Annotated in this window: 25 protein-coding genes; 11 read left to right on the forward strand and 14 right to left on the reverse strand. The window is 46.5% G+C overall.

Translation table 11 applies throughout. The annotated features are described in order from the left end of the window. A partial coding sequence (locus PKH29_05080) for a hypothetical protein (GenBank protein HNX14209.1) occupies window positions 1–191 on the forward strand: 191 nt, incomplete at its 5' end. Window positions 192–397: 206 nt separating this feature from the next. Here PKH29_05080 and PKH29_05085 read toward each other — a convergent pair. Beyond that, window positions 398–1,420 carry an aldo/keto reductase gene (locus tag PKH29_05085; protein HNX14210.1) on the reverse strand — a complete coding sequence of 341 codons (1,023 nt, stop codon included), beginning with the start codon at window positions 1,418–1,420 and terminating at the stop codon, window positions 398–400. Window positions 1,421–1,578: 158 nt separating this feature from the next. On the opposite strand from PKH29_05085, the gene PKH29_05090 reads away from it, so the two are divergent. Together PKH29_05090 and PKH29_05095 are read left to right on the forward strand one after the other, a co-directional pair. After that, the gene (locus tag PKH29_05090) at window positions 1,579–2,229 is read left to right on the forward strand and encodes a class I SAM-dependent methyltransferase (GenBank protein ID HNX14211.1); all 651 of its coding nucleotides are present in this window, start codon (window positions 1,579–1,581) and stop codon (window positions 2,227–2,229) included. A 260-nt stretch (window positions 2,230–2,489) separates the two neighbouring features. Further along, window positions 2,490–3,224, forward strand: coding sequence for an RNA methyltransferase (locus PKH29_05095; protein ID HNX14212.1), 735 nt, complete (start codon window positions 2,490–2,492; stop codon window positions 3,222–3,224). Window positions 3,225–3,283: 59 nt separating this feature from the next. Here PKH29_05095 and PKH29_05100 read toward each other — a convergent pair whose 3' ends face one another. The 6 genes from PKH29_05100 to PKH29_05125 are packed head-to-tail and all read right to left on the reverse strand — an operon-like array spanning window position 3,284 to window position 9,851. Further along, window positions 3,284–4,291: an NAD-dependent epimerase/dehydratase family protein gene (locus PKH29_05100; protein ID HNX14213.1), complete on the reverse strand. Its 1,008-nt coding sequence runs from the start codon at window positions 4,289–4,291 to the stop codon at window positions 3,284–3,286. Beyond that, window positions 4,288–6,672, reverse strand: a complete 2,385-nt coding sequence (locus PKH29_05105; protein ID HNX14214.1) for an endonuclease MutS2 — start codon at window positions 6,670–6,672, stop codon at window positions 4,288–4,290. The genes PKH29_05100 and PKH29_05105 overlap by 4 nt, the downstream gene beginning before the upstream one ends. After that, window positions 6,635–7,420, reverse strand: a complete 786-nt coding sequence (recO, locus tag PKH29_05110; protein HNX14215.1) for a DNA repair protein RecO — start codon at window positions 7,418–7,420, stop codon at window positions 6,635–6,637. The genes PKH29_05105 and recO overlap by 38 nt, the downstream gene beginning before the upstream one ends. 51 nt (window positions 7,421–7,471) lie before the next feature. After that, window positions 7,472–8,380 (reverse strand): GTPase Era, encoded by a 909-nt coding sequence (era, locus tag PKH29_05115; protein ID HNX14216.1) that lies wholly within the window; start codon window positions 8,378–8,380, stop codon window positions 7,472–7,474. 38 nt (window positions 8,381–8,418) lie between these two features. Further along, complete coding sequence (gene ybeY / locus PKH29_05120) at window positions 8,419–8,895, reverse strand: rRNA maturation RNase YbeY (GenBank protein ID HNX14217.1); 477 nt, start codon at window positions 8,893–8,895, stop codon at window positions 8,419–8,421. A 23-nt stretch (window positions 8,896–8,918) separates the two neighbouring features. Then, window positions 8,919–9,851 (reverse strand): PhoH family protein, encoded by a 933-nt coding sequence (locus PKH29_05125; GenBank protein HNX14218.1) that lies wholly within the window; start codon window positions 9,849–9,851, stop codon window positions 8,919–8,921. A gap of 142 nt (window positions 9,852–9,993) precedes the next feature. Between PKH29_05125 and PKH29_05130 the strand changes: the two genes are divergently transcribed. After that, window positions 9,994–10,254, forward strand: coding sequence for a YabP/YqfC family sporulation protein (locus PKH29_05130; GenBank protein HNX14219.1), 261 nt, complete (start codon window positions 9,994–9,996; stop codon window positions 10,252–10,254). Further along, a complete protein-coding gene (locus PKH29_05135) occupies window positions 10,248–11,423 on the forward strand; it encodes a sporulation protein YqfD (GenBank protein ID HNX14220.1) in 1,176 nt (391 codons plus the stop codon). The genes PKH29_05130 and PKH29_05135 overlap by 7 nt, the downstream gene beginning before the upstream one ends. Here PKH29_05135 and PKH29_05140 read toward each other — a convergent pair. Continuing rightward, window positions 11,404–11,892 (reverse strand): DNA-deoxyinosine glycosylase, encoded by a 489-nt coding sequence (locus PKH29_05140; GenBank protein HNX14221.1) that lies wholly within the window; start codon window positions 11,890–11,892, stop codon window positions 11,404–11,406. The two genes, PKH29_05135 and PKH29_05140, sit on opposite strands and share 20 nt — an antisense overlap. A gap of 192 nt (window positions 11,893–12,084) precedes the next feature. Between PKH29_05140 and PKH29_05145 the strand changes: the two genes are divergently transcribed. From PKH29_05145 to PKH29_05155, 3 genes are all read left to right on the forward strand, one after another. Further along, window positions 12,085–12,834, forward strand: a complete 750-nt coding sequence (locus tag PKH29_05145) for an HAD-IIA family hydrolase (GenBank protein HNX14222.1) — start codon at window positions 12,085–12,087, stop codon at window positions 12,832–12,834. A 22-nt stretch (window positions 12,835–12,856) separates the two neighbouring features. After that, on the forward strand, window positions 12,857–13,447 hold the full coding sequence (locus PKH29_05150) for a hypothetical protein (GenBank protein HNX14223.1): 591 nt from the start codon (window positions 12,857–12,859) through the stop codon (window positions 13,445–13,447). Window positions 13,448–13,561: 114 nt separating this feature from the next. Further along, on the forward strand, window positions 13,562–14,194 hold the full coding sequence (locus PKH29_05155; GenBank protein ID HNX14224.1) for an HAD hydrolase-like protein: 633 nt from the start codon (window positions 13,562–13,564) through the stop codon (window positions 14,192–14,194). 96 nt (window positions 14,195–14,290) lie between these two features. On the opposite strand, the gene PKH29_05160 is transcribed toward PKH29_05155, so the two are convergent. The 3 genes from PKH29_05160 to PKH29_05170 are packed head-to-tail and all read right to left on the reverse strand — an operon-like array spanning window position 14,291 to window position 18,209. Next, entirely contained in the window at window positions 14,291–15,436 is a 1,146-nt protein-coding gene (locus PKH29_05160) for an isocitrate/isopropylmalate family dehydrogenase (GenBank protein HNX14225.1), read from the reverse strand. Between the two features lie 24 nt (window positions 15,437–15,460). After that, a complete protein-coding gene (locus PKH29_05165; protein HNX14226.1) occupies window positions 15,461–16,270 on the reverse strand; it encodes a hypothetical protein in 810 nt (269 codons plus the stop codon). Window positions 16,271–16,274: 4 nt separating this feature from the next. Next, window positions 16,275–18,209 (reverse strand): aconitate hydratase, encoded by a 1,935-nt coding sequence (locus tag PKH29_05170; protein HNX14227.1) that lies wholly within the window; start codon window positions 18,207–18,209, stop codon window positions 16,275–16,277. Window positions 18,210–18,445: 236 nt separating this feature from the next. On the opposite strand from PKH29_05170, the gene PKH29_05175 reads away from it, so the two are divergent. Beyond that, window positions 18,446–19,126 carry a response regulator transcription factor gene (locus tag PKH29_05175; GenBank protein HNX14228.1) on the forward strand — a complete coding sequence of 227 codons (681 nt, stop codon included), beginning with the start codon at window positions 18,446–18,448 and terminating at the stop codon, window positions 19,124–19,126. A 457-nt stretch (window positions 19,127–19,583) separates the two neighbouring features. Continuing rightward, window positions 19,584–20,591 carry a HAMP domain-containing sensor histidine kinase gene (locus PKH29_05180; GenBank protein ID HNX14229.1) on the forward strand — a complete coding sequence of 336 codons (1,008 nt, stop codon included), beginning with the start codon at window positions 19,584–19,586 and terminating at the stop codon, window positions 20,589–20,591. A 39-nt stretch (window positions 20,592–20,630) separates the two neighbouring features. Here the strand turns inward: PKH29_05180 and PKH29_05185 are convergent, their stop codons facing one another. Both PKH29_05185 and PKH29_05190 read right to left on the reverse strand, forming a co-directional pair. Beyond that, complete coding sequence (locus PKH29_05185; protein ID HNX14230.1) at window positions 20,631–21,215, reverse strand: dipicolinate synthase subunit B; 585 nt, start codon at window positions 21,213–21,215, stop codon at window positions 20,631–20,633. A gap of 4 nt (window positions 21,216–21,219) precedes the next feature. Next, a complete protein-coding gene (locus PKH29_05190; GenBank protein HNX14231.1) occupies window positions 21,220–22,095 on the reverse strand; it encodes a dipicolinate synthase subunit DpsA in 876 nt (291 codons plus the stop codon). 135 nt (window positions 22,096–22,230) lie between these two features. On the opposite strand from PKH29_05190, the gene PKH29_05195 reads away from it, so the two are divergent. Continuing rightward, window positions 22,231–23,394: a hypothetical protein gene (locus tag PKH29_05195; protein HNX14232.1), complete on the forward strand. Its 1,164-nt coding sequence runs from the start codon at window positions 22,231–22,233 to the stop codon at window positions 23,392–23,394. 133 nt (window positions 23,395–23,527) lie between these two features. Here PKH29_05195 and upp read toward each other — a convergent pair whose 3' ends face one another. Further along, window positions 23,528–24,160, reverse strand: coding sequence for a uracil phosphoribosyltransferase (gene upp / locus PKH29_05200; protein ID HNX14233.1), 633 nt, complete (start codon window positions 24,158–24,160; stop codon window positions 23,528–23,530). Between the last annotated feature and the right edge of the window lie 84 nt (window positions 24,161–24,244).

Raw genomic sequence — 24,244 nt, forward strand, 5'->3', positions numbered from 1 at the left:
GTACCTCGTTCATCATCGCACACCGGCTCTCAACGATCAAAAACGCCGACCTGATCCTGATGGTTGACGACGGTAAGATCATCGAACAGGGCACACACAGGCAACTGCTGCGCCAAAAAGGCCGTTATTACGCCCTTTACAGCCGCCAGTTTGAAAACGAAGAACAGGGCAAGATTTTCGCCCGGGCTTAAAAAATTAGATATGTATAACGATATCAAAAACCGTGAGACCTTTTGCAGAATCGAACCGATCAGCAAAGGTTTGTCGGGTGATGAAAAATTCGCCGTCGAAACCAATGACAGAAAAAGCTGTTGCTTCAAATAAAAACCGAATGAATTCGATGCGGCTTGCGCGGACATCGAATTCATAAAGTTGATGCTAGGTTCGGTGCATTGGTTTAGTGGTGCTCGTCATAAAATTCGTCGTAATCTTTCAGCATTGCCTTTAAAAGCTCCGGCGTGTTCAGCCCGTAGGGGCAGCGCCCCTTGCATTGGCCGCACCCCAAACAGTTGTCAATCAAATGCATCTGCTTATAATATTCCTCGGTGATAAGGCGTTGATAAGGCGAGCGGCGTAAAAGCATATTCATTCGGGCGGCGTTGTTAATCTCGATGCCGACGGGGCAGGGCATACAATATCCGCAGCCGCGGCAAAAAGACCCCGCGAGCTCCGCACGGTCGCGGTCTATCAAAGCCCGGAGATCTTCGGTCAGTGCTAAATCCTCGCCGTCCAACCGAACCCACTCGTCCAGTTCTTCTTCACGTTGTATGCCCCAGATCGTCGCGACATTCGGATATTGCCGCATAAACGCGGCGCAGGCGCGCGCGTTGGTCAGCAGCCCGCCGGATAGCCCTTTCATTGCAATAAAACCGATGTCCAGTTCGGCGCACTGCCGTACAAGTGCTGTTTCGCTCTCGGCGGCAAGGTAGCTGAAAGGGAACTGCAGCGTCTCAAAATTTCCCGATTCAACGGCCTGTTTCGCAACCGCGAACCGGTGGTTGGTGAGCCCGATATGGCGGATGTACCCCTTCCTTTTTGCTTCCAGCGCCGCGGCAAATGCGCCGTCGGGATCGTTTGGATCGGGGATCACGCCCGGGTTATGAAACTGAAAGAGATCAATATAATCGGTTTTCAGGTGTTTCAAGCTCAGCTCGATATGTTTCGTAACCGTCTGTTTATCCGAAGCACCGCTTTTGGTTGCGATGACGATATTTTGGCGTTGTCTGCCGGCAAAAGCGTTACCGATTTTTTCTTCGCTGTCGGTGTAGCTGTTTGCGGTGTCATAAAAGTTGATGCCATAGTCGTATGCCTTGCGCAATATCTTTACCGCCTCATCCATCGGCACGCGCTGGAGCGGCAGCACGCCGAATGCGGTGCGCGTGACCATTAGTCCGGTTCTTCCCAAACGGAATTTTTCCACGATAAAAAGTCCTCTTTCTTGTTTTTACAACCGGCGTAAATACGTCAGCTAGATTTATTATAACGAAAAACTTCAACGGTTTCAATAAAAAGGAGCGAGAACGGTATGCCGAAACGTATTTACCCTTGTAAATAAAGAAAAAAGAGGTAAAAAATTATATGGAAAAAATGAATGAATTCTTTGCCGCACGCGTAGACAGTTATGAAGAACATATGCTCTCAGGCGTCGAAGGGAGCAAAGAGGCCTATATCAAGATGGCGCAGCTGCTCCCGAAGTCTTGCAAAAATCTGCTCGACCTCGGCTGCGGCACCGGCTTGGAACTGGACGAAATCTTCAAGTTATTTCCCGATCTCGATGTTATCGGAATCGACCTCACGCAGGAAATGCTCGATAAACTGATGCAAAAGCATCCCGACAAGCATCTCAATCTGATCTGCGGCAGTTATTTCGACGTCGACCTCGGCAAATCCGAATATGACTGCGCGGTCTCGTTTCAGACCCTGCATCATTTTTCGCATGAGATCAAAATCGGACTGTATCGCAAGCTCATAGATGCTCTTAAACCGGGCAGCTGCTATATCGAATGCGACTATATGGTCGAAACGCAAGAGGAAGAAGACCTGTACTATTCCGAGAACGCGCGTAAGCGAAAAGAGCAGGGCATCCCGGACGGAGAGTTTTACCATTACGATACGCCCTGCACGGTGCAAAATCAAATCGAAATGCTCCGAACCGCCGGATTTAAACATGTAGAAATGGTATTTCGCATCAGCTGCACGACCATTTTGGCCGCCGAAAATTTAATTTAGTAGTTTTTATAAACAATTGCCAATGAATAGTAAAGTGATTTTATGAAAGGAGTGAGAAGCATGATCAACATTTCCTATGCCGCGATCTGCGTCGGCTTTGTGAATGATGTGCTCCATGCAGGGTCTGTCAAGCAGACGGCGAGACCTGTATGGAGCGTAAAAACGGTGTAATTCTAAGTAATTTCGTCTTAGTCTTGCCGTCGTGTTTACCGACTCTGCATCCTTAAACCACAAAAACGATTAAGGAAGCGGGTCACATTATGACAAACACAAACACAATCAAACTCAAAGCATATAAAAAAGATTTCGATTATTCCTACACCTCCGACGCGTTTGCCACCAATGAGCTGCTAAAAACGCGTCCGGAACTTCTCGGTTGTGTCTATGTCCATTCCGAATATCGGGACACCGACGGCATCACCGCACTGTGTAAAGCCCAACAGGTTCCCTGTATTCAATCGGACAAGGCGTTTTCGAGCGTCAATCAAAAAGAAAACAGTTATATCCTCGGTGTTTTTCGCAAATACGAGAGTACTCTTTCGGACAGCGAACCCCATGTCGTACTGGTCAACTCATCCGATATGGGTAATCTGGGCACGATCATCCGAACGATTATCGGCATGAACGTGAAAAACCTCGTGGTGATCGAACCCGCCGCCGACATTTGGAACCCCAAAACGGTGCGGGCCAGCATGGGCGCGCTGTTTCATATCCGTCATGCGTCATTCAACGGTTTCGAAGAATACGCCGAGGCCTATCCGAATCACATGTTGTTTCCGTTTATGTTAGACGGAGAATTTTCCCCAGAAGAGACGCCGTCCTGCGGTCTGTTCTCACTCGTGTTCGGAAACGAAGCGACAGGATTGGACGCGAATTTCAAGCAACTCGGTCACAGCGTCAAAATCCCGTTAACCGACCGGATCGACTCGTTCAATCTAGCCTCTGCGGTCAGCATCGGCACCTACATCTTCGCCCGTAAAAACGGATTGATCTAAAGAAATTGTCATCAAATCGGCCCAAACATTCGTTCGGGCCGATTGCCTTTATTGAACCGTCAAACCTTTGCGGTGACTCTATCTTTTACTGCTTTGTTTTCATACAACCATTTCGCAGAATCGGTGAGGGTCTCAACTGCGCTTCGCGGGGAATAGCCGAGTTCGGTTTGAGCTTTGGTGATATTGTAATTGCAGTTGGAATTCAGCGTTTTGAGGGCAAATCGGGAAAACACCGGCTTTTTGCTGCGCACTTTGTAATAGAGCACACCGAGCTCGGAAAAGGCGTTCACAAACCAAAGAGGCAATTTTATCGGAATATTACGCCCGTAAAGCGGCGATAAAATCTCGAAAAGCTGAGTCACTGATACAACTTCTCCACCCAAGATATAGCCGTTTCCGAACTCAGATTTTTCAGCGATTTGTATCACTGCCTGCGCCACATCGCGGACATCGACAAAATTATAACACCCCTTAACCCGTGCCAATGTTTTGTTTGTAATAAAATCTAAAATCACTTGTCCGACATTTGAAATCTTGTAATCATACGGCCCGATCACTGCGGTAGGGTAGGCCACCGAGGCGTTTAATTTACCGTCTTTGGCAAGATCGAGAACATATTCGGTCGCCATTGCCTTGGATTTTCCGTAGATACCTTCGAGTTTTTCGGGATAAAAAGCACTGGGCTCGGTGATGGGTAAATTGGCATCGGGTTTGTAAATCGCATCCACGCTGCTTATGTAGACGAGCTTTTTTACTTGTTTTCGCACACAGATATCGGCGAGGATTTTCGTCCCTTCGAAATTGACCCGCATGACTTCTTCGGCATCCTCGTCGGTGATGGCGATCATACCCGCGCAGTGAATCACAATATCGTCTGCGGTCAGCAGCCGGTCGAGAAAATCCGGGTCGCAGAAACTGCCGACCGCGAGTTCTGCGTCGAGTCCCGCAATCGCTTCGTCGTCGTTTCGGCGCACGACTAAAATGACATCTTGATGGACGCCGCAGAGAATTCTCGCGACGTTGTTTCCGATATGTCCGGTTGCGCCGGTGACGACGAATCTGCTCATTTGAGTTCGACGACGGTCACACCGTCTTCCCCTTCTCCGTATTTTCCGAGCCGGAAGCTCCTGACATTCGGGTGATCTTTTAATAATTCATGCGTTGCACGCCGAAGCGTTCCGGTGCCTTTGCCGTGGATAATAGTAACCGTGGAAAGGTGATTGATTACCGCGTCGTCGATAAATTGTTCGACAATCGGCATGGCTTCCACTAATTCCATGTGTCGGATCATCACGCTGGTCTCGACCGAGCGGTCGGCCCGTGAGACACCCGAAAAACTTACATGTCCGTCATCTTTTCGCCTGAGCTTTTTATCAACAAGCCGGATTCGATTTTTTGCCACCTTGACCTTGCCCATGCCGATATCAACCGTGATTTTGCCTTTTCCTTCGGTGACTTCAACAACGGTACCATCCTTGTCGAAGTCGGGCAGATAAACGGCGTCGCCGACAGCAAGCGGGCGGGGCAGGGCGTAGTTTTCATCATAACGCGGTTTTTGCACCGGGTCGGCAATCTGCTCCATCTTTTTAATCTGGCTTGCGATCTCGTCTTTTGCGCGGCGGGCAAGTTCGTCGGGCTTGCTCTTATCCTCTTTACGGATAGCCTCGATCTCTTTTATCAGGCGATCATATTCAAAGCGCAGTGATTGGATGATGCGCAGTTGGTCGGCGCGTTGGCGCTCAAGCTCCTTGTCAAAATCGGCCTGCGCCTTCCTGAGTGCGCGGTCGTGGTTTTGCTTTTCGAGTTCGGCTTCGCGGCGGAGACGGCTCATCTCTTCGCTGTCGTTTTCAAGCTTTTGACGCTCGGTCTCGAGCTGTCGCATCACATTGTCGAGCTCAAGGGTCTTTTTGTCCATGACTTCTTTGGCGCGCTCGATGATTGAATCGCTGACGCCGAGTCGCGTTGAGATAGCGAATGCATTGGAGCTGCCCGGCACGCCGATCAACAATTTATAAGTCGGTTTTAAAGTCGCCACATCGAATTCGCAGCAGCCGTTGATCACGCCGGGATTGGTAATGGCATATTGTTTGAGTTCGGCGTAGTGGGTTGTCGCGACGATCTTTGCGCCTTTTTTGCGCAAGTCCTCCAAAATCGAAACAGCAAGAGCAGCGCCCTCCGCAGGGTCGGTTCCCGCGCCGAGTTCGTCGAGCAGTACCAAGCTCTTACAAGTGGCTTGTTCGAGTATTGAAACTATATTCGTCGTATGCGCGGAAAATGTGGAAAGCGACTGTTCGATGCTCTGTTCATCGCCGATATCGGCTAAAATCTTGTCAAACCAACTGATTTTGCTGTGTTCAGCCGCCGGTATCATCATTCCGCAGCCTGCCATCATACAGAAAAGTCCGACAGTTTTCAATACGACCGTTTTGCCGCCGGTGTTCGGTCCGGTGATGACCAGCGTATCAAAATCATCGCCGAGCCGCACATCGACCGGGACGACGATTTTTTTATCAATCAAAGGATGGCGTGCTTTTTTGATGTCAATGAGCCCGTCGTCGCCAAAGTCGGGCAGATAGCCGTTCATTGCAATACCGAGTTCGGATTTGGCGAAGATCACTTCCAATTTGACGGCGGCTTCGCAGCTCTGAATCAAATCATCGGCGCAGTCCCCGCAAAGACCGGAGAGTTCGGCAAGAATCCGTTCGATTTCGATCTGTTCTTTGCTTTCGAGAATCCGAACCTCGTTGTTGGCCTCGACCACCGCAGCCGGCTCGATAAAAAGGGTCGCGCCGCTTGCCGATACGCCGTGCACAAGTCCGGGAATATTCGTGCGGCACTCGGCTTTGACCGGCACCACAAACCTGCCGTCGCGCATCATGATGACTTGTTCCTGTAAGTATTTCGAATTGCCCGAGGAAGTGATCATACCGTTTAAACGGGTACGGACATTGTCTTGTGCGGTACGCATTTTTCGGCGGATATTGGCCAGTTCCGGGCTTGCTCCGTCGGAAAGGGTTTCCTCGTTGGCAACAGAGGTCTCAATCCGATCTTCAACATCTTTGTGGCTTTTCAGGGAAGAGAACAGCCGATCCAGAATGGTCTCAGTTTCGCCGCAGTTGCGCCGATAAATGATAAGAGTGCGCACTACGCGCATTGAAGCCGAAATCAACAATAGTTCGCGAATGGAAAGCGAACCGCCTGCTGAGGCGCGTTTCAATAAATCTGCGCGAAGAGACAACCCGTAAAAAGAAGGCGCTCCGAGCTTTAAAGACATCTCGTAAGCGCTGTCGGTCTGCTCTATCATCAGTTTTCCGGTCTCAAAGTCGCCGCAGGGCAACAAAGCAAGCGCCGCTTCCTTGGCTTCGGCGCTGGAACATTTTCCGGCGAGCATTCCGGTGATTTTATCGAATTCAAGAATTCGACTCTGTTTTTGTATGTTGTATATCATTGATACTCTCCTCAAACTCCAAAAGGGAGTTATAATAATCAAGCGCGGGGAGCTTCGCGTCGATGTAATATCGAATATAATATTCCGCAAGACGGGAAAAGCCCTCGGCGGCTTCACCCGTCAGTGTAAATGAAAACAGTCCTTTGGTATCATCGCCGATTGAAGCGCAAACCGCTTTTATTATCGGGGAACTGACCGCAACCGCACCAGCATGGGCAGCAGCGCATTTTTCACAGTATCCGCCGCCGTCCGCGACCGAAAATACCTTGATTTCAGAACTTTCGCAGCAGGCACAACGCTCAATTTCGGGTCTCCACCCGGCCAAAGCCGCAATTCGAAACTCCATCACGGCCTTGAGCAGCCGGATATCGCGCTTTTTGCCCGCAAGCAGGAACAACATATTTCCGAATAACGCATATAAAGAGGGGTCAACCTCACCCGAAAACACAGTCAGAATCAATTGTGCGATATACCCGGCAAGACAGTAGCTTTTTAATGACATCCGAAGTTCGAAAAATTGCTCCGTGATCTCGGCATCGTCAAGCGTATATCCCCCGGACGCGGCAAATAAGTCCATTTTTGAAAGCACAAAGGGCTCGGTTGCGGCGCAGAGTTTGTTTCGGGGATTACGTGCTCCGGCGGCATAAGCACGCAATAATTGGCCGTCCTCGCATATAATCCGAATCAAACGGTCGGACTCTCTGCGGTTTTCGGCAGTCAGAACGATTGCGCCGACGGTCCGTTTCATGAAAAGAATTTTCCTTTCTTGCCCCGAAGCTTGAAACGTATTTTCAAGTATTTAACCCTCAAAATTTAAGCCGAAGTTTTTAATCAACGCTTCATTTTCCCGCCAGTCGGGTTTGACTTTGACCCAGAGTTCTAAAGTGACAGAGACGCCGAAAAACTGTTTCAGTGTGTTCTGCGCAGATTTACGAATTTGTTTCAGCATCTGCCCGTTTTTGCCGATCAGCATGCCCTTGTGGCTTTCGCGCTCGCAATAGATATTGGCATCGGCGTCGATACCCTCGGGCGTCTCTTCAAAGCGCTCGATGACTACCGCAATACCATGCGGAACTTCCTGCTGCATGAATATCAAAATCTGCTCCCGGATGTATTCGGCGCAAATTACACGTTCCGGTTGATCGGTCAGTTCCTCGGGATCGTAAAGAAACGGGCCCGGCTTTGCTAACTTAGAAACGGCAGTGAGAATATCTTTCACCCCATAACCGGTGACGGCACTTACAGGGAGAATCTCGTTGAAAAGATACAATTTCGAAAAGACATCCATCTGAGGAATCATCAGCTCTTTTTGTTTCAAGAGGTCGATCTTATTAATCACCAGAATAGCGGGGAGCTTTTGCTTTTTCAGATTTTCGATAACTGAGATCTCGGCGGGCTTGGGCTTCTTTCCGGCTTCCACCACTAAAATCACGATATCGCTGCCCGAAGCGGCGTTTTGTATGCTCTTGACCATGTTGCGCGAGAGCGCGTCCTTGGGCAGCAGCAACCCCGGTGTATCAGTAAAGGCGATTTGGATGTTGTTATCGGTGTGAATACCTAAAATAGTTGTACGGGTCGTCTGGGGCTTTGGTGTGACAATGGCGACTTTTTGACCGAGTATGTTATTCAAAAGCGAAGATTTGCCCACATTCGGCGCTCCCGTGATGCAGGCAAAAGCAAATTTCGTTTCAGTTTGCTGTTCATTCATTTTATAATCATCCTCATAAATAGTAAAAGGTTTGCCTTTTATCTCGTCAGTCCCAGCCGTTCGAGGACTGCCTCTTCCTTTTCGCGCATCACGCGTTTATCCGCTTCGGTCATATGATCGTATCCGAACAAATGCAGCATTGCATGCACGGTTAAATAAGCGAATTCGCGCTGTGCGCTGTGGCCGAATTCCTCAGCCTGCACGAAAGCGTGATCTGCTGAAATCAAGATATCTCCGAGCATCAGACGGCCTGAAGCCGGGTTTGTGTCGAAGGTCTTTCCGTCAGACATGGGGAAGGAGAGGACGTCGGTAGAATTGTCGATGTTTCGATATTTATAGTTGACGCTTCGAATTGTCATATCGTCCATAAAGGTGAGGTTGACTTCAAACAACGCGTCATTCTTCTCAGCGGCTGCGATCGAACAGCAGCAGTCGCGTAAAAGAGCGCGCAGCGCCGCATCCGCCCGGAAAGTCGGATGGGTGTTATAAGTTGTTAAAATAACGTTTTTTCGCATGTCTGACCTTCCTTTCGCCGCTGCTATTTTTCTTCGTTTTGATATGCTTTAATGATCTCCTTGACAATCCGGTGGCGCACCACATCACTTTCATCGAATCTGGCCGAAGCGATACCGTCGATATTGCGCAGCAGCCGTATCGCCTGTAATAGTCCGCTGTTTTTGCGGTTTGCGAGGTCGATTTGCGTAATGTCGCCTGTGATGACGGCTTTTGAATTAAAACCGAGTCGGGTCAAAAACATCTTCATCTGTTCGCGGGTTGTGTTTTGGGCTTCGTCAAGGATGATAAAAGAGTCATCAAGAGTTCTGCCGCGCATATAGGCGAGAGGTGCGATCTCGATACTGCCGCGTTCAATATACTTGGCGCATGACTCGATACCCAGCATATCGTACAGCGCGTCGTTGAGAGGCCGTAAATAAGGATCGATTTTTTGTTGAAGATCGCCCGGTAAAAATCCGAGTTTCTCTCCCGCTTCGACGGCAGGGCGGGTCAGAACAATGCGTGAAACTTCATTTTTGGCAAACGCTGCGACCGCCATTGCAACAGCCAAATAGGTTTTTCCGGTGCCTGCAGGACCGACGCCCAAAACGATGGTATTGTTTTTGATCAGTTCGATATATTTTTTCTGACCGGCGGTCTTCGGGCGGACCGGTTTACCGCGCGGTGTGATGATGATGGTCTTATCGTCGGATAACTCCGTAAGCTGACCGGCTTTTCCCGCTGTCGTGACACTGATGCAATAATCGACCGTTTGATCGGTAATGGCTTGTCCTTTGGAAATCATCTTGTAAAGCGCCGAAAAGACATCGAACGCGTTGTCGACGGCTTTCTGCTCACCGGAGATTTTTAATTCTCCGCCGCGGTTGATGATGACGACGCCGAAACCCGATTGAACTGCCTGCAAATTGCGGTCCATTTCACCGCAAAGTGTCGAAACGCCTTCATAATGATCCATTGTAAAAACACGTTCGATGAAAAAAACCTCCCAACGACGTTTTCTGGGATTATTATATCATAATTCAATCATTCATACAATGGCCGAGCGGTATTATTTGCCCTTTTTGGAAATAAAATGAACGGGGTGAAACGGTATGAAAATGAGCGAAAAGACACAATCCATCACTTCTGCACTCGGAAAAGAAAGCGTCCAGATCAGCGTCTGCGGCGGGACGGTTGCTTTGATCGAGGGCTGTCTCGGCGTACTGGAATACAGCCGCGAAGCCATACGGCTTGCAACCGGAAAAAGTTCTGTCCGATTTTCGGGAGACGCTCTCAGCATCAGCAGTATGAATAAAAACTCGGTAGTGGTAATCGGAAAAATCACCAATATTGAGTTTTGCGGAGCTAAAAAATGTTGAAGTTAATTCGTTTTATCGTCGGTTATGTGGAATTCTCCGTCAAAGGGGGGTTTACCGAGAGGTTTTTGACGCTTTGTATAAATGCAGGAATAAAACTTTGGGGACTTACACAAAAAGATGATGAAATATGCGTTTGCGTACGGCGTTCATCGTTTAAAAAACTGCGCAAGCACCGTCGGATAAGCCATGTAAAAATCAAAATAATCTCCCGGCATGGTCTCTTTGAGATCTTGAGACGTTATAAACTTCGGGTAGGGCTCGCGGCAGGGGCGATTGTGTTTTTCGGATTGTTTTTTGTAATGTCACGGTTTATCTGGACCATCGAGATCAGTGGAAACAAGCTGTTCTCAAACGATGAAATACTCTATACGCTTGAACGATGCGGCATCACAACGGGAATGAAAAGAGCCGGATTTGATCCCAACACAGCAGTCAGTCACGTATATCTCGAAAACTCCGGCATTGCCTGGATCGCATTGAATATCAGGGGAACGACGCTCTATGTGGAACTGCGGGAACGCATATATCCTCCCGATATGCTGCCTCAAAATCGTCCTTGCAATGTGGTGTCAAATTTTACAGGTCAGATCATCCGAATGCGGGTATACGACGGGCTGCCGGAAGTTCATGAAGGTGACGCGGTGGTAAAAGGGCAATTACTGGTGTCAGGCGTTGTCGAAGACCGGGAAGGTAAGGTGCGGTATACCCATGCGAGAGCCAGTATCATCGGAACAGCGAGAATCGAAAAGCAGGTGACGATTAGTTATTCACAGACCCAAAAAACAATATCCGAAGACGAAAAAACGCGTTATGAATTCGGAATATTAGAATTGAAAATACCATTGTATATATCAAAACCGAATCTGACATACGAACGAAGCGAGACTGTGAAACGGCTGACCTTATTCGGAGCGGAATTTCCGATCTACATCCGAAAAATCACTTTTCACGAAGTGACCGTATGTGAATACACTCTGACCGAAGAACAGGCGCTTGCTTATGCAATGAGTGAGTTGGCATTATATGAAACCGGTGATTTGGCGGGCGCTGAAATTACCATGCGTGATATACAAAAAACCGAAACCGATCAAGGAGTGAACCTGTCGGTTATCTACACCTGCAAAATCGAAATGGCGGTTGAGCAGGAAATCAAGATTGAGTTTGAATGAGTATTTTCCAGGAGTCAATCAGTTTTTCAAGCGGCCAGGAGGCGTTTGCGGGACTGGTCGATGGAAGCCGAATGCTTTCAATTCCGGTTTTCGGATAGATTAATTTACGATACAGTTTACTTGATACAGTCCCGTTGGTGAATATTCTTTTTATCGGACAGCTTTTTAAAATCATACCGATATCGTTAGGGATAACTTTATCAATGCTGCTGTCGGACGAGCTCTCGATTTCGCACGAGGCAATTATATCCCACAGCGCAATATCGTGCGAGAGCAATAAAGACTTTTTTTCCGGGATTGTCTTCGGCGTTTCACACTCGAAAACAGCAGATATCACCCGCCAGAACCGATTTTGAGGGTGCCCGTAAAAAAAGCCCTGTTCCCGTGATTTCACCGACGGGAAGCTGCCCAGAAGCAGTATTGTTGAATTTTCACTGTATAAAGGCGGAATGGTATGAATTTGATTCAAATTGATGCCTCAGAAAGATTATTTGTATTTATTATATCACCGATGGTTTCCGAAATGAAATTTTACTTGATGTTTTTGACGGAAAATGTTATAATCCAGAAGCTCATAGTCATAAATCCTTTGATTGTGCGGTATTTGCGGAGGTGCGGTGTGGAATTCGGCCTAAAAGATAAAAAAGGCTTTCTGTGCGACATGGACGGCGTCATCTATCACGGTAATAAAATACTGGGGGGCGCATCCGAATTTGTCAAGTGGCTGTACCAAGCCGAAAAGAAATTTCTCTTTTTAACCAACAGCAGCGAACGGTCGCCGTTGGAACTGCGTCAAAAACTTCTTCGGATGGGGCTTGACGTAGGTCAGGAACATTTTTACACCTCGGCATTGGCAACCGCCAGTTTTATCGCTTCTCAGAAACCCGGCTGTACGGCATATGTCATCGGCGAAGCCGGGTTGATCAATGCGCTTTATGATCAGGGAATCACCATCAACGACATCAATCCCGATTATGTGATCGTGGGCGAGACCCGAAATTATAATTACGAAAATATCATCAGAGCCGTGCGATGCATTCAAAATGGCGCAAAATTGATCGGAACCAATCCCGATCTGACCGGACCGACGGAAGGCGGAGTCGTACCGGCGACTCGCGCGCTGATAGCGCCGATCGAGCTTGCGACCGGAAAACAGGCATATTTTGTGGGGAAACCAAATCCCTTGATGATGCGGACCGGTTTAAAACTGCTTGGCTGCGGAAACGAGGAAACTGTGATCATCGGAGACAGGATGGACACCGATATAATCGCAGGGATCGAATCAGAAATTGATACCGTGCTCGTGATGTCCGGCGTCGCTCAGCCGGATACCATTCAATCATTTGCCTACAGACCGAAATATATCTTTGAAAACGTAGGAGGAATTATTAATGCCGCGTGTGCCGATTGACCCCAAAACCCTGAAACCGATTATGCCCAAAACCAAAAAGAACCGAATCGGTTGGATAATTGCAGGCAGTGTTGTTTTATTAATACTGGTCATTGCCGCAATCAGCTATATCACTTTTGCAAATCGAATTCAAACCTACGATTTATATTTGAAATCTCCTGATTATTGTCAGCAGATTGCTGATGCGTTTGCTTCAAAAGCTGATTCGGCAGATGCCGTACAAATTGCGGCATACACCAATACCGCTTCTTACACCTACGGAACCGGGCATCAGGTAGACATCATGCTCCCCGGCGGAACAAAGGATGACGTCACGAGTTATAACAATTATAAAGATTTCTTTGATGCTAAAACAGCGTCACAAATCAATAAAACCTTCAGAACCTCAATCGCACAGATTATTTTATTTCAGCGTGATACAGCCAATAATCTTTATACTGTCAATTTTATTGAAGAGACGAATAAAATCGGATACAATATGATTCTTGTTTATGTGAGCCGGCCGTTGGGAGATCTTCAGGCAGCAAGAGATTATTTCGGGAATAAGGGCAAAAAGGTCTTTCAAATGATGTCCGATAACTGGTATTACGTACAAGATCTCGGAATTTCATGACTTTTCGCATGAGTTGATAATCAACAGAGAGATCGCGGAGAAAAAACAAACGCGATCTCTTTGCATATGAAAACCTAAACAGATTCACCTTAACCTTAAGAAGGATGGCAAAAAATGAATTATTCGCATATTGTATGGGACTTCAACGGCACAATTTTAGACGATCTTTGGGCCGGAATTATGAGTGAAAACATTCTTTTGCGCCGCCGCGGAATGCCGGAACTCAAAACGGTGCAGCAATATTATAACGTCTTCTGTTTCCCGATCAAAGCGTATTATGAAAAGCTCGGTTATGATTTTTCCAAAGAACGTTACGAAGATGTTGCCGAAGAGTGGATGAAAGAATACGAATATTTTAGTGGTTTTTCCTCCCTTAAAAACGGCGTCCTGGAAGCAGTCGGGCATTTCAAAGAACTCGGAGTGCCTCAATCCATTATTTCAATGAGCGAAGTGGAAATTATGAAGCGACAGATTTTTTCGTTTGGAATGACGGATTGCTTCGATGAGATTCTCGGCCTTGACAATAATCTGGCGCACAGCAAGCTTGAGCTCGCTCGCGAGTGGAAAGAACGCGTTAAGCCGCGAAAAGTCCTGATGTTGGGAGATACGACCCATGACATTGAAACCGCAAAGGTGCTCGGCGCCGACTGTATCCTGATTGCAGGAGGTCATCAGTCAAAAGAATGTCTTTTGCAATGCGGCGTACCTGTATTCGATTCTGCATCCGAATTGATTCAATATCTTTAATAATATAATCATACAATATAAAAAGCAACCCGAGTGAAATGATTTAGGGTCACTTCACAGACAGCTGCTTTTTCTGTATAATCAGTGTATAGTTTATTATAAGTTCCGTATTATATAATCCGAAAACTCGGCGCAGGTGGCGCCGGTGTCACGGCCTGTGATATTTATCTTTTTGTCGGTAAACATACAAAAATCTAAAGCTTTTTCAAGACGATCCGCTTCGGCTTGATAACCGATGTGGGACAGCAGCATGACCGTCGCGCGCAGCATGGAGCAGGGGTCGGCGTATTGTGCGCGTCCCTCATCGACCATACGGGGCGCTGAGCCGTGAATGGCTTCGAACATCGCATATTGCTTCCCGATATTCGCGCTGCCCGCGGTGCCGACGCCGCCCTGAAATTCGGCGGCCTCGTCGGTGATAATGTCGCCGTAGAGGTTAGGCAGAATAAAGACCTTAAAATCGGTGCGGCGTTTTTCATCTACTAGTTTTGCGGTCATGATATCGATGTACCAGTCGGTCACGCGGATATCGGGATATTCTTTCGCCATCTCCTGACACAGCCGTAAAAACTTGCCGTCAGTTGCCTTGATAACATTGGCCTTAGTGACGATAGCGACATGATCCAGATGATTGTTTTTTGCATATTCGAACGCGAGGCGGGCAATTCGCTGCGTACCCTGCGTGGTGGTCACGGTAAAATCAACGGCAAGATCGTCGCTGACATTGACACCGCTGGAACCGAGAACATACGAGCCCTCTGTATTTTCACGGAAAAAGGTCCAGTTAATGCCTTTATCGGGCACTTTGACCGGGCGGACGTTTGCAAATAAATCGAGTTCCTTACGCATGGCAACGTTCGCGCTCTCGATATTCGGCCACGGGTCTCCGGCTCTGGGGGTTGTTGTCGGGCCTTTTAAAAGGACATGGCATTTCTTCAGTTCTGCCATCACATCATCAGGAATAGCCTTGTTGACCTTGATGCGGTTTTCGATGGTCAAGCCCTCGATGGTTCTGATCTCGACTTTACCGGCCGCTACTGCCGGCGCCAGCAACTTACGGAGAACTTTTTCGGATTCGGCGGAAATGGTCGGGCCGATCCCGTCGCCTCCGCAGACCCCGATAATGATTTTATCAAGCTTGGAATACTCGATAAAACCTTGATCGGACTTCATTTGCTCGACTCTTGCGAGTTGCTTTACAAGAAGCTGTTCAAACTTGGCGCAGGCGTCTGTGATGGGCATTGTAAATATCCTCCGGACTTTGTTTTATTTTTTTACCGTGCTTTTTGACAAAAGAAGCAAATAGATTGTGCCGTCAGTTTCAACCATTTCGTTAAAAGTAAGAGTAATTTCAGCCGAATTTTTCAAATCAGTCGTGACGGTATTTCCGGTGACCGCACTTCGGATTGTTTTTAAAGTAGAATTATAAGCATCCTCTGTTGTAAAGATATCTCGATAAACATTGAATACGGCAGTGTATTTTCCGCTTGCGTCAGCAGAGAGGGATTCCAGCCGATAATAATAGGAATAACTCGGAAGCACGAAGTCAACATATAGAATGTTGTTGCCGCTGTTATAAATGAATCCCGTGATATCACTTGTAAAATTGATCTGAACTCCGAGATTTTTCTGTAAACTGTATTGAATTTCATGAAAATCAAAAAGATACATCGAGGCAGCAGAAGTTTGGGGATGACTTAAAGGTGTTGTTACACCCACAGCATAACTGATTAATTCATTTGCTCTCAATTTAGCCGGGCTTTCAAAATCAATTAACGGCAGAGTCGCCGAATGAAAGCGCGAAAGGATATCAAAATATTTTTCTCTCAGCGCAGTATCTACGGTAAACACAGACGCGGCTGAAGCTGCCGTCGGTTTGCCGGTTATCTCGTTTGAATTAATCATGGGAGCCAGTACTTTGTCTTCGGTTGCAGATGATGTTCCGGAAACTGTACTGACGGCTGATGAGCTTGCTTCGGAAGAATTCGGGGTACTTTTTTCTGAAGGTTTGCAGCCGATTAAAGCACTTGCAGAAACAATAAGCACCAAGACCGCACAAATAGTTTTTTTCAGCATAGGTTTACCTCCTGACTTTGGATGTATGATTGAGAAGCCCGCCGTCGACGAGAAGTTCTATATCACGTTCGGTAAATGACGGCTTTAATTCAATTTTTATATCGCTGCCTTCAACAGTCATGGTAATCGGTTTTTTTGCGATCAGTTCCTCTTTTAGATTTGGCATTGAGAGTATGCTGCCTTGCGATATTTTATCATAATCGTTCGGATTAGTGAACTCTAAAGGGAGAATTCCGCTGTTGATGAGATTGTCGCGGTGCATACGGGCAAAGGTTTTGGCGATAACAGCTTTGACGCCAAGATAGAGCGGCACAAGCGCCGCGTGCTCTCTTGACGAGCCTTGCCCGTAATTTTGTCCGCCGACGATGATGCTGTTTCCATACTCCGTCGCCCGTTTTGGAAATTCGGGATCGATTTGAGAAAAACAAAACTCCGACAACTTCGGAATATTGGAGCGGAACGGGAGAATTTTTGAACCGGCGGGCATGATATGATCGGTCGTAATATTATCCCTGACTTTCAAAGCGACAGCGGCTTTCAAAGCATTCGTAATCGGAGCGGATGTCGGCAGCGTTTTGATATTGGGGCCTTTGACGGTCGAAAGCGATGCAGCGTCTTTTTCGCTTTCGGGTTCTTCGATCATGTTGTCATCGGCGAGAAATCGTTCGGGTATTGAGATATCCGGATCAAATTGTAACTCAGTAGGATCGGATAAAACGCCTTCAAGAGCAGAATATGCGGCGGTCTCGGGACTAACCAAATAAATTCGGGCGTCTTTGGTTCCGCTGCGCCCCTCAAAGTTACGATTAAAGGTGCGCAGAGAGACGCCGCCGGAACTCGGGGATTGGCCCATCCCGATACAAGGTCCGCATGCAGATTCCAGAATACGGGCGCCCGAGGCGATCATATCGGCTAACGCTCCGTTTTGTGCAAGCATCGTAAGAACTTGTTTCGAGCCCGGCGCAATGCCGAGTGAAACCGTCGGGCAGACCGTTTTTCCTTTAAGAATCTTTGCAACAGTCATCATATCGGTATAAGAGGAATTCGTGCAGGAGCCGATCAAAACTTGGTCGATTTTAATCTTACCGATTTTTTTAACAGTTTCAACATTGTCGGGGCTGTGCGGTCTTGCTGCCGAAGGCATGACAGAAGAGAGGTCGATTGAAAGGGTTTCGTCATAAACGGCGTCCGAATCAGCAGAAAGCCGAATCCAATCCTTTTCGCGGTTTTGAGCTTTTAAAAATGCACAGGTGACTTCATCGGAGGGGAAAATCGATGTTGTTGCACCGAGCTCAGCGCCCATATTGGTAATGGTTGCACGCTGCGGAACCGAGAGTGTTTTGACACCTTCGCCGCTGTATTCAATGATCTTTCCGACGCCGCCTTTGACGGTCATTATGCGTAATATCTCAAGAATGACGTCCTTCGCGCTGACAAAGGGGCGAAGTCTACCCTTTAAAATAACGTTGACGAATTTGGGAACTACGATTGTATAGGCGCCGCCGCCCATGGCGACCGCGACATCCATGCCTCCCGCACCCATTGCGAGCATCCCAAGACCTCCGCCGGTGGGTGTGTGACTGTCCGAGCCAAGCAGAGTTTTTCCCGGAATGCCGAAGCGCTCCAAATGAACCTGATGACATATACCGTTTCCCGGTCTGGAATAAAGCAACCCGAATTTTTTGGCTGCACTGCGGATAAAAACGTGATCGTCGGCATTTTCGAATCCGGTTTGGAGGGTATTGTGATCAATATATGCGACTGAGAGTTCGGTCTTTACACGGTTTAGTCCCATGGCTTCGAATTCAAGATAAGCCATGGTACCGGTAGCGTCCTGTGTCAAGGTCTGGTCAATGCAAATACCGACACGGTTACCGGCCTTCATCTCCCCTTCAGAAAGATGGTTCAAGATGATTTTTTGCGCTATGGTATAACCCAAGAAAAACACTCCAAACGCGATAAAATACTTAAAAAGTATAACTGCGCGACTCCGTTTTGTCAATACGCGAAAGCGTGATTACAGCATAGCGCCGCCATGTGACAGAATCATGAAAAAATGATGTAATAATTGGGACCGATAAGGCTAAACAGACCATAAAATTAAAATAATATCTTCACAAAAACAACGCAAAGTGATATTATTATTTTAATAGTATTTTCGAAGGAGGAATTGTCATGAGCAATATTAACATTTTGATTGCAGACGACGAAGTACGTATTAGAAAACTACTCGCGGATTTTCTGCGAAAAGACGGATATATGGTTGTTGAGGCTAACGATGGGGAAGAGGCGCTTGAAAAATTCTCTTCGAATAAAATACATTTGATCATTTTGGATGTTATGATGCCGAAAATGGATGGTTGGGAGGCACTCACGCAGATTCGTAAAATATCGAGTGTTCCGGTCATCATGCTTACCGCTAAAACCGAAGAATATTATCAGCTCAACAGCTTCAGACTTGGTGTTGACGATTATGTTCCGAAGCCTTTTTCGCCCGGCGTTTTAATGGCAAGAGTAACGGCTTTACTGCGCCGGAGCGGTGCCATCAATAATTCGAAAAAAGTCTTCGGAACTTTGGTTATTGATGACGCAGCCCGAAAAGTCACATTAGATAATGAGGCAATTGACCTTACGCCCAAAGAATACGACATGTTGAATTTTTTAGCTTCAAATTCAGGCATTGCGCTGTCAAGAGAACAAATTCTCAATTCTGTTTGGAGTTTTGATTATTTCGGCGATCTGCGCACTGTTGATACCCATATCAAACAGCTTCGTTCCAAACTGGGTTCTTACGCCGATAAAATCTGCACCGTTAGAGGAATCGGTTATCGATTTGAGGTCGATAAGGATGCTTAAAAGCATACGAGCAAAACTCTACTTGCTTTTCATAGCGATGGTGTCATTGCTTGTTCTTTTGACGCTGTTGCTGAATACCGTACTTTTACCGAAATATTTTCAATCAAAACGCGAAAATGTTTTACGCGAAAGTTATATAGACACAATATTGGCTATTAATGACTATTCGATATCTGCAAAAATGCAATTAAGCGCATTAGAGAGTAAAAACGGCGTTCGGATATACATCACAGACCCTTACAGCAATGTCATTTACGGCAACAGGGATTCCTTCCTTTATACAAATATATATAATCCGGAAGATTTAATCTCTAAAAAAGATGCTTTCAATAATAAACAAAAGATTCAGGGTATAGATACCGATAATGCGCAGATATACATTTACAATGATAATAACAGTAAATTAAAACATTTGATTTTATTCGGCGTTTTTGATTATAGGTATGGCTTTTATATAGTGTCTATTGACACTACTGTGGAAGCGATCAACGAAAGCGTACAAATTTCTAACAACTTTTTAATATACAGCACATTTTTTACGATGTTCATCGCCGGGATTGCTTTTTACTTTTTGTCGAGCAAATTCGTCAAACCGATTCAGGAAATCAACGCGGTCGCCAAGAAGATCACGATTCTCGATTTTTCGGAAAAACTCAGACATAAATCAAAAGATGAAATAGGGCAGCTTGCATTGAGTATCAATCAACTGTCCTCTCAGCTTGAAGCGACGATTACAAATCTCCAGACAGCGAATATGCAGTTGAAACTCGATCTTATAAATAGGGATAAGACCGATCAGATGCGCAAAGAATTTATCTCCAATGTATCTCACGAATTAAAAACCCCCATCGCATTGATATTGGGTTATGCGGAGGGCTTAAAAATCGGCATCAATGAGGGCGAACGGGATTTTTACTGCGAAGTCATAGAGGACGAGGCCAACAATATGAGTAAACTGGTCTCCCGTCTGTTATATGTCTCACAATTGGAATCCGAGGCCATGAAGCCGGACATGTCTCGGTTCGAAATCAATGCACTTATCAATACGATTCTTGATACTTTAAAAATTCAATTCGAAGAAAAAAACATTAAACCTGTAGCGGAATATTCTTTCAACGGTGAAATATGTGCTGACATCGACCAAATCCGGCAGGTCATCACAAATTATTTAACCAACGCCATTCATCATTGTGGCGGTGAATTGAAAGTGTGCATCAAAACCGAGCACACCGAAGCCGGCAGATTAAAAGTGAGCGTTTTTAATACCGGCGAACATATCCCCGAGGAGTCACTGCCACATGTCTGGGAGAGCTTTTATAAAGTGGATAAAGCCAGGACCAGGGAATACGGCGGTACCGGGCTTGGCCTATATATCGTCAGTCAAATTATTACTAATCACAACGGAAAATTTGGCGTTGAGAATGTAGATGACGGCGTCTTGTTCTGGTTCGAACTTGAAATCTAATGTACAAAAAATTGCGGCCGGCGAATACCCGGCCGCATTTTATTGTTTCCAAAGAATCGGTTGAATTTGTTTTCCTGCCAATGCCAATTCAAGCGACGGAATCAGCATGGAAAAGACTGCAACCACAGAACGTGGCTTATTATCGGGGTTATCCTGTGAGATCGGGATAAAAAAGACGTTTCTTGTATTCAACAATGCTCCGATATTCTTCGCGGTCCCAGACAACGCATCGTTGGTGGAAATACCGATCAACAAGGGCCGCTCGTTACGAAGATGCGATTTTGCCGCATGTGTGACAGGCGTATCGGTGATGCCGAGAGATATTTTTGTCGTTGTATTACCGGAACAGGGCAAAATCACCAAAATATCCAGCAGTTTTTTCGGCCCTATCGGCTCTGCGTCGTTAATGCTGCAGATAATCGGTTTGCCGCATATTTCTTCAATCTTTTTGCGAAAATCCTCCGCTTTACCGAATCTGGTGTCTATAGAAGCGGCGTTGAATGACATAATAGGGACAACCATGCGGCATTTTTCCTTTAATTCGGCAAGACATTTCAACGATTCTGCTAATGTACAAAAAGAACCCGTCATAGCATATCCGACGACGGCATCCGAAAGGTTCATTTTCTCACCTCTCTTTTTTCAACAATTCAAGAATGGTTTGGTAGAGATAATTCGCTGCCGAGATTGGAGCAGTCTTGCCGGGTAGAGAGAGTGCCCAGATCGTTTTTCGCCCGAGTTGTGCCGCTGCTGCAAAGTCGATGCCTCCGGGTTTTGAAGCCAGGTCAACAAACAGACAATCGGGTTTTGAAGCCGTTATGATTTCTTCGGTCAAAATAACTGCCGGAACGGTATTAATCACAGCGTCCATATTCCTGATTTCAAGCGGTAAGCTTTCGTATTTAACAGGTACAATTCCATGAACTTCCATCCACGCAAAGTCGGATTCTTTTCTTGCGGAAGCGAAAACGCGCGCTCCGAAGTATTTCAAATATTGCGCAAGGGTCTTTCCGATTTTTCCGTATCCGGTAATCAGGATATTACATCCGCTGATCGTCTTTTTCAATTCGGAAATCAAAACACCGATGCAGCCCTCGACGGTCGGAAGGACAGTCAGGATTTCAAGGCGTTCCGAAGCATAATAATCAATTGCTTTTAGCCCAATAACTTCGCATTTTTCCGTGAACCATTGTGGGAGCATGCCGCCTAAAATCAGTTGCTTTTTATGTAACTTGAGCAGCAGCTCATACAAAGTCGGTATCTGTGAAATATCCGCGCCGATGCGCCTCAGGTACGATTCCGAGACATTGATGTGCGAACCGTTGCTGACCGCCGGAAGCGGCAAAACAAGCACATCACAGTCGGTGATCGTTGAAAAAAAGTCAGCGTCGGAATCATTATGGAAAACACCTGTTGCATCATAAGCATCGGTCTTAAATTTATCGGTCAACAATTCAAAACGTTTATCGCCTCCGATTACGGCGATTTTTAATTTCATATTCATCGCATCTTCCTCCCTAATAATGACCGCTCTTTCGATAAGATCAAATTTGATACCACATAGTATGAACATATGCAAAACCGTGTGATTGAAATAGACAGCGCAAAAGTGTATAATTTTTTTATAGGAGGTGAGGTCATGATCGAGATCGGAAAACAGGCGCTGACGGCTCTGACATTGCTCAAACAAGCAGGTTATCCGTCGTATATTGTCGGCGGCTGCCTGCGCGACTTGCTACTCGGTAAAAAAGCTCAGGATTATGATCTTGCCACCCCTGCGACACCGCAGCAGACGCTTGTGGTTTTTAATGGGTTTTCCTGTTTTCGGCAGGGTGAAAAATTCGGCACGATCGGCGTTTTGATCGGCGGAGAGAAATTTGAGATCACGACTTATCGCAGCGATATCGGTTATACCGACGGCCGCCATCCCGATCTGGTCGTGTTTACCGGTAATATCCTCGATGACCTCTCCCGGCGTGATTTCACGATTAACAGCGTCGCCTGCGGAATTGACGGTGAATTAATCGACCCATACGGCGGATTGGCAGACATTAAAAATAAAATACTTAAAGCAACCGGAGATGCGAAAATTCGTTTTAATGAAGACGCACTTCGTATCCTACGGCTGTTCCGGTTTTCAGCTCAGCTTGGTTTTGAGATTGAAGACAACACTCTCGGAGCAGCAGTTCAATATAAAACCAAGCTTTTGTCAATTTCAAAAGAACGGATCGGGACGGAATTTCTTCGGCTGCTCTCCTGCGATTGTGCATATCCGTTGAAACTGATGTCCGAAGAAGGTATCCTTGAAATCATCGGTATCAATCAAGTCAGAGAGACAAAGCAGATACAAGCTTGTCCGAACGATTCGATTCTGCGGCTTGCAGCATTGATATATCTCTCTCAATCTGATCCCAAAAGGGTCTTTGCGGCCTTAAAACTCTCCAACGTTCAAAAGGAACTTTGCAATACTTTTTTAAATGAATTGTCAAGAACGACTTATCAAAGCAAGACGGAATTCAAACACAATTTTATATCGCTGGCACCGGAACAATGGAAAACGCTTTTACTTGCCGAAGCAGTGCTCGGGCAGGATATCGGCGCGGTATGGGATTATGTTGATCAAATTGAATTTGGCAAAGAACCCTATCAATTATCCCAGTTGGCGTTAAACGGAAATGACTTACGCCGGATGGGTTACGAGGGTAAAGAGATCGGAAGAGCACTTAAAAAAACCCTCGATTATGTTTTGGAACATCCTCGTGAAAATACAAAAGAAAAGCTTTTGAACTTACTTCGAAAGTAAGGCTCCTGTAAAAAATTTTTACCTCGTCACGTTATCAGAGCGAAATTCGTCAGACCATAACTGAAAAATATCGGGCTAAAAAAGCAAAAGCGCCGGCGGTACGCCGGCGCTTTATATCTATTCTTGAATATGTTTACTTCGTCCCGAAGATCCTGTCACCCGCGTCTCCGAGTCCGGGTACGATGTAGCCGATATCGTTGAGTTTTTCATCTACGCACCCGCAATAAATCTGGACATCAGGGTGCGAAGTTGCAAGGCGTTTGATGCCTTCAGGCGCGGCGATGATCGACATAAATTTGATTTGAGTGCAGCCGCGCTGCTTAATAAAGTTTATTGCCGCTTCCGCGGAGCCGCCGGTCGCGAGCATCGGATCAAGGACGATGACAATACGGTTTTGAATATCGTCCGGCAATTTGCAGTAATATTCGTGCGGTTCAAGGGTTTCGTGGTCCCGGTAAAGGCCGATGTGGCCGATCTTTGCGGAAGGAACAAGCGCCAGGACACCGTCAACCATCCCCAGACCTGCCCGCAAAATCGGTACAAACGCCAATTTTTTACCGGAGAGAGCTTTTGCCTTCGTCTCTGCCATTGGGGTTTTGATTGTGATTTCCGTTAACGGGAGGTCGCGCAGCGCCTCGTATCCCATCAGCATTGCAATCTCGCTGATCAGCTCGCGGAACTCCTTAGAGCCGGTGTTCACCGAGCGCAGAATCCCGAGTTTATGGTGAATCAGCGGGTGATCCAATACTGTTACGTTATTAAACATTGTACACGCCTCCTATCAAATTGTCGGAATTATAACAAAAAAGCGCCATTTTGTCAATGTAAAACGAATATATAGCCAAATATT

It is taken from the genome of Oscillospiraceae bacterium, from assembly GCA_035353335.1.
GTDB lineage: Bacteria > Bacillota > Clostridia > Oscillospirales > JAKOTC01 > DAOPZJ01.